The organism is Microbacterium sp. Bi128, assembly GCF_918698205.1.
Genome location: NZ_CAKKMM010000014.1, coordinates 1 through 12,968, shown reverse-complemented (window position 1 = coordinate 12,968; position 12,968 = coordinate 1). Strand labels below are relative to the sequence as shown.

The window sequence follows — 12,968 nt, the reverse complement described above, 5'->3', positions numbered from 1 at the left end:
GCCAGGTCGGTGGAGAGGCGACAGGGACGATTGTCGAGGCGTGCACGCGCGGTGTGCTCAGCTCGTCGAGGTCCCCTCGGTGGGTCGCGCGTCGGCGGCGGCCGCGAGCACACTGTCGACGAGGGACGCCGTCTCCTCTCCGCCCACGGCGATCGGGAGCAGGAGATCCCCCGCGGTGGTCAGCAGCACCCCCGCGGGTCGATTGCCCGGGATGCCGAGGGCGACGGCGAACTCCCCGGAGGGATCGGCGTGCAGGCCGTCCCCGGCGTCGTCGAGCGGCGAACCGTCGCCGACCGGCACGATCAACCGCACGTCCACGAGCGTCTCGAGCAGGTCGCGGTCCCACGTCATCCGGTCGATGAGGTTCTCGCATGAGCTGCACCCCCGGCGGACGAACAGCAGCAACTGCGCGCGGCCCCGCAAGGCGCGCTGCCGGGGCACGACGACGCCACCTTCCGGAGTGATCAGGGCGGCGTCGGGCACGGCGTCGACCGGAGCCGAGCGCCGTTCCGCGGGGCGCAGCGACGCCCCGATCACCGCGAGTGCGAGAGCGGCCACGGCGAGCGCCGCGCTCGCGACGGGCTGCGCGGCCACCTGCGCGGCGACGGGCCACGCGGCGGGCATCGTGAAAGCTCCGACCGCGACGATCGCGCTCGCGATGACGAGCGCCGTGTTCCGCGCGGTCATCCACGGCCCGACCCGGGTGGATGCCACGCGCCCGAAGCAGCCGCACTCGTCGGTCGAGTGCCGCGCTTGCGCTCGCAGCCCCACGGCGAGGAAGACGAGCGAGAGCGCCAGCGCGGAGACGGCCGCGGCGGCGGCGACGGGTCCGTCGCCCAGGAGCAGCCCGACCGCCGTGAGGACCTCGGTCGCCGCGACCGCGACGACGGTGGCACGCGCCGGCAGGTGCTCGATGCGCAGGGCGCGGAGCGTCGCCGGGGCCGAGTCGCGGTCGAGCAGTTTGCTCGCGCCGCTCACGGCGAAGGTGGTGATGACGACGAAGGCGGGGAGCAGGACGAGCCCGGGCATCCCCCCAGGATCCCCCCGCGCGTCCGCTCCGTCCGGGGCGCGCGGGGCGGGTGAAGCCGGTCAGGACACGTCGGCTGACCGGTGGTGGCAGCAGGCGGGAACGCCGAGCATCCGCAGGGCGGCGAAGCCCGCGGCATCCACTTGACGAGACGCGGTCGCGAACGCGTCGAGGTCGATGCGCTCGCCTCCCAGCCACGTTCCCCGGATGCCGATCGCGCCGATGCGGGCCGGATCGACGGCGGCGGGGTCGGCGTCGAGCGCGACGAGGTCGGCGAGCTTGCCCGGAACCAGGGACCCCACGTCCGCGTCGGTGCCGAGGGCGTGAGCGCCGTTGATCGTCTGGGCGGCGATCGCCTCGTCGAGGGTCGTCGCCTGCGCCTCGCCGCGCACCGTGCCGCTGGAGGTCCGCCGTGTCACCGCGGTCTGGATGTTCAGCAGCGGTGTGGGCGGGCTGACGCTGCCGTCGTTGTGGAACGACGGGCGCAGACCGGCGTCGAACGCGTCGCGGAAGCGCTGCCATTCGGCGCCGATCGCCGACTCGAACATCTGGCCGTCCAGCAGATCGCCCCAGTAGTAGAACTGGAACGGGCCCATCGAGGGGTGGACGCCGAGGTCCGCCATCCGGCGGAACTGATCGCGGCGCGCGCCGCCGATGTGCTCGACGCGCCACCGATGGTCGGTCTCGGTGAGGCCGTGCTTGTCGAGTGCCCGGCTGAAGGCGTCCAGGACGATGTCCAGACCGATGTCGCCGTTGACATGGAACGCCATCTGCCACGCCTCCGGCGCGTGCGCGTCGAGGAGCGCGTCGAGCTGGGCGCGGGAGTAGTTCATCGGCTTCTCGCCGGTGACCCCGGCCGGGATGCCGGCGGCCCGCGTCGCGGCGGTGTCGAGGTACGGCTCCGACATCGCGACGTTCCCGAGCCACGGCGATCCGTCGGCCCAGAGCTTGATGCCCTGCTTGTGCAGCATCGTGGCCGGGACGTCCGAGACGAAGGGTTCGCCGCAGTCGGCCTCGGTGGACATGTGGTACAGCGTGATGCGCAAGGGTGCGCTCGGCAGGGTCGCGAGCGTCTCGTACGCGCCCTTGAGGGGCGTATTGTAGGTGAGCTCCGACGTCGAGGTGATCCCCGCGCTCGCCATGAGCATGTAGTACTCGACGGCGCCCTGCAGCGGAGTGGCGCTCGCGGCGATGGCGCTCAGCACGGGAGCGGCGAGGGCCATGGCGGCCGGCACCTCGGTCGCGCGGCCGTCGAGGGCCCCGCCGGACGTGCGGCCGAAGAACCCGCCCACCGGGTCGGCCGCGGGAGTGTCCACCCAGCCGAGCGCGCGGATCACCGCGGTCGTGACGTATGAAGTGTGGCCGGAGTTGCCGAAGACGAGCACGAGGCGGTCGCCGAAGATCTCGTCGAGCACCGCGGCGGTGGGTTCTTCGTGCTGCTGCAGCAGGCCGTCGAAGCCGAAGAACGACAGGGGCGATCCGGGCTCCGTCTCGGCGATCGCCTTCCGGAAGACCTCGACCACGTCGTCCCAGGTCGGCGCGAACCACGGGGCGATCCAATACGCCGGGTACATCGTCGCCATGCCGCTGAGGACCGGATGCGAGTGCGAGTCGATGAACCCGGGCAGAAGACACGCGGCTCCGGTGTCCTCGACGGTGGCCCCCGGGAGCGCCGCACGGCAGTCGTCGAGCGACCCCACCGCTACGATGCGGTCGTCGCGAATCGCGATGGCCGAGGCCCGGGGCTGTGCGGGATCCATGGTGATGATCGTCTCGGCGGTGAGAATTCGCTCCATGGCCCGATTCTGCTGCCCCGCGCCGGGGCGGCGATAGTCCCGAGTCCCGGTCGTGCCGTGCGGGTGTGTGAAGATGGCGTTCTGCTTACCCATCCAGAGGAGCACGCATGTCGGTCGGTCTGCTCGCCGTCGTCGATGACATTCTGAGCGCCGCCCTCAAGGCGAGCGCGAAGACCGCGGGTGTCGTGATCGACGATGCCGCCGTGACGCCCCAGTACGTCCAGGGGATCACTCCGGCGCGCGAACTCCCGGTCGTGTGGAAGATCGCCCTCGGCAGCATCATCAACAAGTACGTCATCATCATCCCGATCGCGCTGCTGCTGACGGCGTTCGCGCCGTGGGTGCTGCCGTTCCTCCTCATCATCGGTGGCGGATTCCTGTGCTTCGAGGGTGCCGAGAAAGTGCTCGAGTGGTTCGGCGTGCACCACGGCGAAGAGGACGACGGTCCGCGCGACGAGCGCAAACTCGTGCTCGGCGCCGTGCGGACGGACCTCATCCTCAGCACCGAGATCATGCTCATCGCGCTGTCGAGCCTCGACCCGGGTTTCGGCATCTGGATGACGCTCGGTGCGCTCCTCGTGATCGGCTTGGCGATGACGATCGTCGTCTACGGTGCCGTCGCGCTCCTGGTGAAGATCGACGACGTCGGTCTGCGGCTGATGAAGAGCCCGTCGCGCGGGGTGCGGCGCTTCGGCGTGCGGGTCGTGGCATCCATGCCCGCCGTGTTCCGGGTCATCAGCGTCATCGGCACCGTCGCGATGCTCTGGGTCGGCGGGCACCTCGTGGTGCAGAACCTGGCCGAGACGCTCTGGTCCGGGCCGTACGACCTTCTCCACGTCGTCGAGCACGCGATCGAGGCGGCCGGGCCGGTCGTCGTGTGGATCGTGGACTCCGCGATCTCTGCGGTGTTCGGGCTGATCCTCGGCCTGATCATCATCGCCGTGATCACCGGCATCCGTCGCGTCTTCGCGCGCGGGAAGGCGGACGCCGCGCACTGACCGGGGTGCGCCAGTTCACGTGATGTGGCCGAACGCACGCCCTACGGCGCGGTGGTTCGCGTGGTCTCGTTCAGATCGCGTGATCTGGCGGCCAGGGGCCGGACTCAGTCCAGGCGGGAGTGCTCGCCGAGGCGGTGCCAGGTGCGGTTGTGGTACACCAGCGCGGCGCCGGGCTCACCGGGCTCGAGGTCGCGTTCGACGTTGACCTGCAGGGCCTGAGCGGCGATGACGGTCGAGCCGCCGGCATCCATCCGGCTGACGACGGCGCATCGCAGCCACGCGCGGACCCCGTGATAGACCGGCTCCCCGGTCGAGAGGCGCGTCCACGTCGTGGTGTCGGCGAAACGGTCGAGTCCGCTCGTGGCGCCGGCGCGGGCGAGGCCGATGTCTTCGGCGTCCAGCAGGTGCACCACGATCGTGGACGCGGACACGATCGTCGGGGTCGCCGACGACATGCTCGACACCGAGAAGATCAGCAGCGGCGGGTCGGCCGAGACCGACGAGACCGACGACGCGGTCAGGGCCACGGGGCCGTGCTCGCCGTAGGCGGTGATGACCGCGATCCCCCCGGGGTGACCGCGGAACGCGCGCTTGAAGTCGTCGGCGGAGACGGACGTGCCGATCGCGGGGGTGCTCTCGGATCGCTCCTGCGGGAGGGAAGTCATACCTCGACGGTAACCCCCGCTCGCGCGTGCGGCGCCGAGACGCGAAACGCAGCGACACATCGTCGAGGTACGCGACAAAGTGCTTGTGAGGCTTCACATTTCGCCTTCCCTTGGCATCCCATTACGAATTCGTCTTGACAGGAGGTGAAGTGTGAGCGCTAACATTCAGGGGTCAGCCCGCCCGAGGGGGCTGCATCACATGAACCGGCGACGCAGCCGGCGAAACGAGGAGGTTTCAACATGAAGGCGAAGAAGACCCTTGCCGGACTCGCGCTCATGGGCGCGATCGCTCTGACCGCGTCCGGTTGTGCCGGCGGCGGTACGACGGCCGGCGGCGGCGGAGACGACGTCATCACCGTCGGCTTTGCGCAGACCGGCTCCGAGAGCGGATGGCGCAGCGCCAACACCGAGTCGATGAAGACGGCGTTCTCGGCCGAGAACGGCTTCAACCTCATCTTCAACGCGGCCGACAACAAGCCCGAGGCGCAGATCGCCGCGGTCCGCAGCTTCATCAACCAGGGCGTGGACGCCATCGTGCTCGCCCCGATCGTCACCGACGGCTGGGACGACGTGCTCAAGGAAGCCAAGGATGCCAACATCCCGGTGATCCTCGAGGACCGCACGGTCTCGGCTCCCGAGGACCTGTACGCCAGCTGGGTCGGCCTCGACTTCAAGAAGGAAGGCGAGACGGCCGGTAAGTGGGCCGCCAAGAACTTCGGCAGCACCCCGACCAACCTCGTCGTGCTCGAGGGCACCACGGGCTCGTCGGCCGCCACCGACCGCGCGACCGGCTTCAACGACGCGATCAAGGGCACCGACATCACGGTCCTCGACTCGCAGACCGGTAACTTCACCCGCGCCGAGGGCAAGACGGTCATGGAGGGCTTCCTCCAGAAGTACGGCTCGCAGATCAACCTGCTGTTCGCCCACAACGACGACATGGGTCTGGGCGCGCTCGACGCGATCAAGGCCGCGGGCCTGACGCCGGGCACCGACATCAAGATCGTCACGATCGACGCAGTCAAGGACGGCATGACGGCTCTGGCCGACGGCGAGTTCAACTACATCGTCGAGTGCAACCCGCTGCTGGGCGAGAAGGTCGCCGAGGTCGTCAAGAAGGTCGTCGCCGGCGAGTCGGTCGACAAGCAGTACATCGTCGAGGACCAGGCGTTCGATCAGGAGCAGGCCAAGAAGGCTCTGCCCGACCGCGCGTACTGATCCCGCGCGTTCCTCCCTCTCGGACGCCCGCGCGTCCGTGCCCTCCCCGGGTGTGCGGGGCCGACCTCGGCCCCGCACACCCTCCGCTCACCCCCGAGAAAGCGATCGAGCATGACATCCGAACGCGCTGCCGTCGTCGCGATGCGCGGTATCAGCATCTCCTTCCCCGGAGTGAAGGCGCTCGACGGCGTGGACTTCACCCTCTACCCCGGCGAAGTCCACTCCCTCATGGGAGAGAACGGCGCCGGCAAATCGACCCTGATCAAGGCGCTCACGGGTGTCTACGGCATCGACTCCGGATCCATCCGCGTCCAGGGCGAAGAGCGGCTCTTCCGCTCCACCGCCGACGCCCAGGCGGCCGGTATCGCCACCGTCTATCAAGAGGTCAACCTCTGCCAGAACCTCTCGGTCGGCGAGAACGTCATGCTCGGCAACGAGATCCGGCGCGCGGGCCTGGTGGACTGGCGAGCGACGCACGCCGCCGCCGCGAAGGCGCTCGCCGAGCTGGGCGTGCACATCGACACCCGGTCGATCCTCGCGAGCCACTCGATCGCTGTGCAGCAGCTCGTCGCGATCAGCCGCGCGATGGTCGTCGACACCACGGTGCTCGTCCTCGACGAGCCCACCTCCAGCCTCGACCGGGGCGAAGTCGAACAGCTCTTCGGCGTCATCCGCGACCTCCGCGACCGCGGCGTGGCGATCCTGTTCGTCTCGCACTTCCTCGACCAGATCTACGAGATCTCGGACCGCCTCACCGTGCTGCGCAACGGCACGCTCGTGGGCGAGTACCCCGTCGCCGACCTCGGTCGTGAACAGCTGGTCGCCCAGATGATCGGCCGCGAGCTGGGGGAGCTGGATGCCATCTCGGCCAGCGCCGAGCGTCCGATCGACCGGTCGGGCACCCCCGTCCTGCGTGCGACGTCGCTGGCGCGCAAGAACGCCCTCGAGCCGGTCGACCTCGACGTCTACGCCGGGGAGGTCGTCGGCCTCGCGGGTCTGCTGGGCTCGGGCCGCACGGAGCTGGCCCGCCTCATCGCCGGAGCCGATCGCGCCGACCAGGGGCAGGTCGAGGTCGACGGCATGCCGTCGCGTCTGGGATCGCCCCGGCACGCGCTCGACCGCGGAATCGCGTTCTCGTCCGAGGACCGCCGCGCCGAAGGCATCGTCGGCGACCTCACCGTCGCCGAGAACATCATCCTCGGCGTCCAGGCCCGTCGCGGAGCGCTGCGCAAGCTCGGCTCCGCCGAGATCCAGGCCATCGTCGACGAGTACATCGCCGCTCTCGGGGTGCGTCCCGCCAACCCGAACGCGCTCATCCGCAACCTCTCCGGAGGCAACCAGCAGAAAGTGCTCCTCGCGCGGTGGCTGGCCACCGCCCCCGAGCTGCTCATCCTCGATGAGCCCACGCGCGGCATCGACGTCGGTGCCAAGGCCGACATCCAGCGCAAGGTCGCCGAGCTGGCCGAGAAGGGCCTTTCGGTGGTGTTCATCTCCTCCGAGCTCGAAGAGGTCCTGCGCATCGCCCAGCGCGTGGCCGTGCTGCGCGACCGTCGTAAGATCGGCGAGCTGGCCACCCGGGACGTCGACCTCGACGGCCTCGTGACCTACATCGCCGAGGGGCAGCCCGAGACAACGTCGTCCGATCGGGAGAAGATCGCATGAAGAAGTTCCTTTCGCACCGCCTCGTGTGGCCCATCGCCGCGCTGGTGGCGCTCATCGCCGTCAACACGATCTCGCGGCCGTCGTTCCTCAGCATCACGGTGCAGAACGGTCAGCTCTACGGGTCGCTCATCGACATCCTGCGCAACAGCGCGCCGCTCATGCTCGTCGCGCTCGGCATGACGCTCGTCATCGCCACGCGCGGAATCGACCTCTCGGTCGGCGCGATCATGGCGGTCTCGGGGGCGGTGGCGCTGACCATCATCGAAGCCTCGCCCGACCCGGGCAACCTCGGCGTCGTGATGATCGCGATCGCCGCCGCCGTCGGATCCGCTCTGCTCCTCGGCGTCTGGAACGGCTTCCTCGTCTCGGTGCTCGGCATCCAACCGATCATCGCGACCCTCGTGCTCATGCTCGCCGGTCGCGGCGTCGCGCTCCTGATCACCAAGGGCTTCATCACCACGATCAACAGCGACCCGTACCAGTTCATGGCGCAGGGGTACGTGCTGGGGCTGCCCTTCGCGTTCTATGTCTCGATCGTCGCGGTGATCGTCGTCGGCGTCCTCGAACGCCGGACGGCGCTCGGCATGCTCACCGAGGCCGTCGGCATCAACCCCGAAGCCAGCCGGCTCGCCGGCGTCCGCTCGCGCGGCATCATCTGGGGCGCGTACATCGCCAGCGGCACGCTCGCGGGCATGGCCGGCATCCTCTACAGCTCGAACATCATGGCCGCCGACGCCAACGCGGCCGGACTGTACATCGAGCTGGATGCCATCCTCGCGGTGGTCCTGGGCGGTACCTCGCTCGCGGGCGGCAAGTTCAGCCTCGCCGGCACCGTCGTGGGCGTGTTCACGATCCAGACCCTCAAGAGCACGATCACCTTCCTCGGTGTCCCGCCCGCCGTCAGCCCCGTCTTCATGGCCGCGGCCGTGTTGATCGTCGTGCTGCTGCAGTCGCGCCGGTTCCGCGCGTTCTTCCAGACCGCGGGCCGTTCGGCGCTGCGTCCTCTCACCCGACGTCCCGACGCAAAGGTGCTGTCCTGATGGTCACTCTCACCGCCGAGCGCGGCTCCGCCGCCACGAGCACGTACCGCCGATTCCTGAGCCGACACGTCTCCTGGATCCCGGTGTTCGCCGCGATCGCGATCCTGGTCATCATGATCGCCGGGTCGATGGCGTACTTCCCCAACTTCCAGCTGCCGCGCATCCTGTCGTCGATCCTGCTCGACAACGCGTACCTGCTCGTCCTCGCGGTGGGCATGACCTTCGTCATCCTCACCGGGGGCATCGACCTCTCGGTCGGCGCGGTCATGGCCTTCACCGGCATCCTCTGCGCCCAGTTGCTGTCGCAGGGCGTGCCGGTGGCCGTCGCCGTCCCGGCGATGATCCTCATCGGCGCCGCGATCGGTCTGCTCATCGGGGTGCTCGTGCAGTTCTTCGACGTGCAGCCGTTCATCGCCTCGCTCATCGGCATGTTCCTGGCCCGCGGCCTGGCGTTCGTGGTGAGCCTGCAGTCGATCAAGGTCGACAACGAAGGGCTGCTGTGGCTGCAGTCCACGCGTTTCGCCTTCGCCGGGTGGTACATCACCCCGACCGGGATCATCGCCCTCCTCACGGTGGCACTCGCGGCGTTCGTCCTCCGCTTCACCCGGTTCGGTCGCACGGTCTACGCCGTGGGCGGCAACGAGCAGTCCGCCCGACTCATGGGTCTTCCCGTCGTCCGCGCGAAGCTGTCGGTGTACGTCATCAGCGGCGTCTGCGCGGGTCTCGCGGGGATCGTCCTGACGGCGTACTCGGGCGCGGGATACCCGCTCAACGGCGTCGGAACCGAGCTCGACACGATCGCCGCGGTCGTCATCGGCGGCACGCTGCTCACCGGGGGAAGCGGCTTCGTGCTCGGCTCCATGATCGGCGTGTTCGTCTACGGTCTCATCCGCACGATCATCTCGTTCTCGGGCGCCGAGCAGTCCTGGACGCGCATCACGGTGGGGGCGTTGCTGCTGCTGTTCGTGGTGGTGCAGCGCATCATCGTCTCGCGCTCCGCGCTGAGCAAGTGACGCGGCCGCGCGGGATGCTCGCCCCGCCGTCGTGGCGAGGGCATGATTGACCCCATGCCCGCCGCCGCCCCGCCCCTCCTCGAGGTGCGCGGGGCGACGGTGCGTTTCGGGGTCGAATCCGCGCTCGCCGACGTCGACTTCCGGCTGCGCCCCGGCGAGGTGCACTCGCTCATGGGCGAGAACGGCGCCGGGAAGTCGACGCTGATCAAGGCGATCACGGGAGCCCTGCGGCTGGACGAGGGCGAGATCATCCTCGAGGGCCGCCCGAGGCGCTTCGCGTCGCCGGCCGACGCGCAAGCGGTCGGGATCTCGACGGTCTACCAGGAGATCGACCTCCTGCCGAACCTCACCGTGGCCGAGAACATCTCGCTCGGGCGCGAGCCCCGCCGCTTCGGGATGATCGATCACCGCGCCATGCGGGACCGCGCCGCCGCGGCGCTGTCGTCGCTGGGCGTCGACGTCGATCCGTCCTCGGTGCTCTCCTCGCATCCCCTCGCCGTGCAGCAGCTGGTCGCGATCGCGCGCGCCGTCTCGATCGACGTCAAGGTGCTCGTCCTCGACGAGCCCACCTCGAGCCTGGACGGCGACGAGGTCGCCGAGCTTTTCCGCGTCATCCGCGACCTCAAGGGTCAGGGCATCGCGATCGTCTTCGTGTCGCACTTCCTCGACCAGGTGTACGAGATCTGCGACCGTGTGACGGTGTTGCGTGGCGGGCGGCTGGTGGGGGAGTACGGCACCCGCGAGCTGCTGCGCATCGATCTCGTCGAGAAGATGCTCGGTGCGGCCGCCGACGCCCTCGCGCCGCTCGGACAGCGTTCGCCCGAGGCTGCGGAGGGCCCCTCGATCGTGAGCGCTCGGGGACTGGCATCCGGATCCCGACTGCGCGAGGCCGACGTCGACATCGCCGAGGGCGAGGTGATCGGCGTCGCCGGTCTGCTCGGGTCGGGACGCAGCGAGCTGGCACGCGCGCTGACCGGCGTCGACCACCCCGACGGCGGCGAACTGCGCATCGACGGGGAGCCCGTGCGCCTCGGGTCGCCACGGGAGGCCATCCGACGGCGTGTGGCGTATTCGTCCGAGAACCGGCGGACCGAGGGGATCATCGGCGATCTCAGCGTGCTCGACAACATCACCCTCGCTCTGCAGGCCCAGCGCGGGATCTTCCACCGCCTGAGCACGGCGCGCCGGCGCGAGCTCGCGGCCAGCTGGGTGGAGGCGCTGCACATTCGTCCGACCGACATCGACCGACCCGTCTCGACCCTCTCCGGGGGCAATCAGCAGAAGGTGCTGCTGGCGCGACTGCTCGCGCTGTCGCCGCGGGTCATCGTGCTCGACGAGCCGACCCGCGGGATCGATGTGGGCGCGAAGGCCGAGATCCAGCGGCTCGTGGGGGAGCTCTCGGACAACGGGCTGTCGATCGTGTACATCTCGGCCGAGCTCGACGAAGTGCTGCGCGTCGCCCACCTGGTCGCGGTGATGCGCGACGGCGTGCTCGCCCAGATCCTCCCGGCCGCCGAGCTCACCTCGGACGCTCTGCTCGCCCTCGTGGCCAAGCCCGCCACGGAGGAGGGGGCCGCCGATGGGTGACGAGAAGGCTTCGCGTACGGCCAACATCTTCGACGTCGCCCGTCTGGCGGGCGTCTCGCACCAGACGGTGTCGCGCGTGCTCAACAACATGCCCAACGTGCGCCCGGCGACCCGCGCGCGCGTCGAGCAGGCGATCGCCCAACTGCGATACAGCCCGTCTCCGGCCGCTCGTGCCCTCGTCACGCGCCGGACGCGCACGATCGGCCTGGTGACCCCCGGCACGGTGGACTACGGCCCGTCATCGATCGCGATGAACTTCAACTTCGCCGCCCGCGCCGCCCGGTACAACGTCGATGCGATCAGTTCGCCGCAGAACGACGTCGCCGCCGTCCGCTCGGCGATCGACGGGCTGCTCAAACAGCGAGTGGATGCCATCGTCCTCATCGTCATCGACACCGAGGTGCTCGCGGCGGTGCAGGCTCTCGAGATCGACGTCCCCATCGTCGCCGCGGCCACGAGCAGCCGCCCTCACCCTCGCCTCGTCGCGATCGACCAGTACCGCGGAGCCCGCGCCGCGGTGCGTCACCTGCTCGAGTCGGGGTACAGCACCGTCCGGCACATCGCCGGTCCCGCCCGCAACCCCGATGCGGTCGAGCGCCTGCGCGGGTGGCGCGAAGAGATCGCTTCGGTGCGGGCGCAGTCGACCCCGCCGGTGCACGGGGACTGGTCGGCCGCGAGCGGGTATCGCATCGCCTCCGAGGCGGACATCGCTGCGGGCGAGGGCATCTTCGTGGCCAACGACCACATGGCCATCGGCGTCCTCTCGGCGCTGCGCGAACGAGGGCTGCGCGTCCCGGAGGACGTGGGAGTCGTGGGATTCGACGACGTGCCCGAAGCGCCGTTCGTTTACCCTTCCCTCACCACCGTGCGCCAGGACTTCGCCGCGCTGGGCGAGATCCTCATGCAGAAGGTCCTCTTGATGGTGGAGGAGCCGGACACCGTCAGCGAGAGCACGCCGTTGCCCACGCGCCTGGTCGTGCGGGATTCCGCACCGCTGCGTCCCTGACGGTCCGCGCCGGCCGCGCGGACCGACTGCCGTTCGCGTCACATGCTGGCGCATTGCGTCCTGTGAGCGCTAACATCGCGTCAGTCGTCGACGTCGACGGCTCTGTGCAATGTTGCATTCACGAGAGGACCCGCACCCCCGTGCTTACACCCCATCGGACGGCTCCCCCACGCCGTCATCGTTCCTGGGCGCTCGCCGTCCCGGTCGTCGCCGCGCTGGTCGCGGCCCCGATCACCGTTCCGCTCATGGCCCAGGCGGCCGTTCCGTCCACGGGACTCGTCGCCTCCTATCCCCTCGACGAGACCGCCGGGACCGTCGCGCGCGACGTCTCCGGCAACGGCCGTGACGCGGCCTACGTCGGTGGCCCCACGTTGACCGGCGCCGAGGGCGTCCGCCTCGACGGCGACGACGACTATGTGAGCGTTCCCAACAACATTTTGAAGGATCTCACCTCGGTCACCGTCAGCACCGACGTGATCGTGCGCCCCGAGCAGTCGGGCAACTACTTCATCTGGGGCCTGGGCAACACCACGGACTGGTTCGGAAACGGCTACCTGTTCGCCACCGGTAACCCCGCACGCGCCGGCATCGCCAGCGGCAACTGGACGACCGAGCAAGAGACCCGGGGGTCGGCGAACATCGAGCGCGGCGTGTGGAAGACCCTGACCTACACGCTCGACGCCGGCAGCAAGACCGCGCGCCTGTACCTCGACGGGGTCCAGGTCGCCGAGAACACCAACACCACCACGACCCCCGGGTCGATCGGCAACGGCACGACGACGGCCAACTACCTCGGTCGCTCGAGCTACACCCCCGACAAGCGCCTCGCCGGGAGCCTGCGTGACTTCCGCCTCTACGACCGTGCGCTTTCCGCCGACGAGGTGAAGAGCCTGGTCAAGACCCCCGAGGATCGCGAGGCCGCGCAGGCGGCGCTCGACGCCCTCTCGATCACGAAC

11 protein-coding genes are annotated in these 12,968 nt (G+C 69.7%); 8 read left to right on the top strand and 3 right to left on the bottom strand.

The genetic code is table 11. The annotated features are described in order from the left end of the window. Nucleotides 1-57: 57 nt before the first annotated feature. Nucleotides 58-1,029 carry a MauE/DoxX family redox-associated membrane protein gene (locus tag LQV45_RS02460; protein WP_230005587.1) on the bottom strand — a complete coding sequence of 324 codons (972 nt, stop codon included), beginning with the start codon at nucleotides 1,027-1,029 and terminating at the stop codon, nucleotides 58-60. A 60-nt stretch (nucleotides 1,030-1,089) separates the two neighbouring features. Next, nucleotides 1,090-2,823, bottom strand: a complete 1,734-nt coding sequence (locus tag LQV45_RS02455) for an amidohydrolase (protein WP_230005586.1) — start codon at nucleotides 2,821-2,823, stop codon at nucleotides 1,090-1,092. Nucleotides 2,824-2,930: 107 nt separating this feature from the next. On the opposite strand from LQV45_RS02455, the gene LQV45_RS02450 reads away from it, so the two are divergent. Continuing rightward, nucleotides 2,931-3,821, top strand: coding sequence for a DUF808 domain-containing protein (locus tag LQV45_RS02450; protein WP_230005585.1), 891 nt, complete (start codon nucleotides 2,931-2,933; stop codon nucleotides 3,819-3,821). Nucleotides 3,822-3,925: 104 nt separating this feature from the next. Here LQV45_RS02450 and LQV45_RS02445 read toward each other — a convergent pair whose 3' ends face one another. Continuing rightward, nucleotides 3,926-4,486 carry a flavin reductase family protein gene (locus tag LQV45_RS02445; RefSeq protein WP_230005584.1) on the bottom strand — a complete coding sequence of 187 codons (561 nt, stop codon included), beginning with the start codon at nucleotides 4,484-4,486 and terminating at the stop codon, nucleotides 3,926-3,928. Nucleotides 4,487-4,726: 240 nt separating this feature from the next. Here LQV45_RS02445 and LQV45_RS02440 point away from each other — a divergent pair, with 240 nt between their 5' ends. From LQV45_RS02440 to LQV45_RS02410, 7 genes are all read left to right on the top strand, one after another. Beyond that, nucleotides 4,727-5,704, top strand: coding sequence for an ABC transporter substrate-binding protein (locus tag LQV45_RS02440; protein WP_230005583.1), 978 nt, complete (start codon nucleotides 4,727-4,729; stop codon nucleotides 5,702-5,704). A gap of 111 nt (nucleotides 5,705-5,815) precedes the next feature. Then, nucleotides 5,816-7,366 (top strand): sugar ABC transporter ATP-binding protein, encoded by a 1,551-nt coding sequence (locus LQV45_RS02435; protein WP_230005582.1) that lies wholly within the window; start codon nucleotides 5,816-5,818, stop codon nucleotides 7,364-7,366. Continuing rightward, entirely contained in the window at nucleotides 7,363-8,406 is a 1,044-nt protein-coding gene (locus LQV45_RS02430) for an ABC transporter permease (RefSeq protein WP_230005581.1), read from the top strand. Before LQV45_RS02435 ends, LQV45_RS02430 begins: the two co-directional genes overlap by 4 nt. Next, nucleotides 8,406-9,419 carry a sugar ABC transporter permease YjfF gene (locus LQV45_RS02425; RefSeq protein ID WP_230005580.1) on the top strand — a complete coding sequence of 338 codons (1,014 nt, stop codon included), beginning with the start codon at nucleotides 8,406-8,408 and terminating at the stop codon, nucleotides 9,417-9,419. The genes LQV45_RS02430 and LQV45_RS02425 overlap by 1 nt, the downstream gene beginning before the upstream one ends. A gap of 54 nt (nucleotides 9,420-9,473) precedes the next feature. Beyond that, a complete protein-coding gene (locus LQV45_RS02420) occupies nucleotides 9,474-11,006 on the top strand; it encodes a sugar ABC transporter ATP-binding protein (RefSeq protein WP_230005579.1) in 1,533 nt (510 codons plus the stop codon). Next, nucleotides 10,999-12,012, top strand: a complete 1,014-nt coding sequence (locus tag LQV45_RS02415) for a LacI family DNA-binding transcriptional regulator (RefSeq protein WP_230005578.1) — start codon at nucleotides 10,999-11,001, stop codon at nucleotides 12,010-12,012. The genes LQV45_RS02420 and LQV45_RS02415 overlap by 8 nt, the downstream gene beginning before the upstream one ends. A gap of 140 nt (nucleotides 12,013-12,152) precedes the next feature. Beyond that, nucleotides 12,153-12,968, top strand: an 816-nt coding sequence (locus LQV45_RS02410; RefSeq protein WP_230005577.1) for a LamG domain-containing protein, incomplete at its 3' end; no start/stop codon positions are given.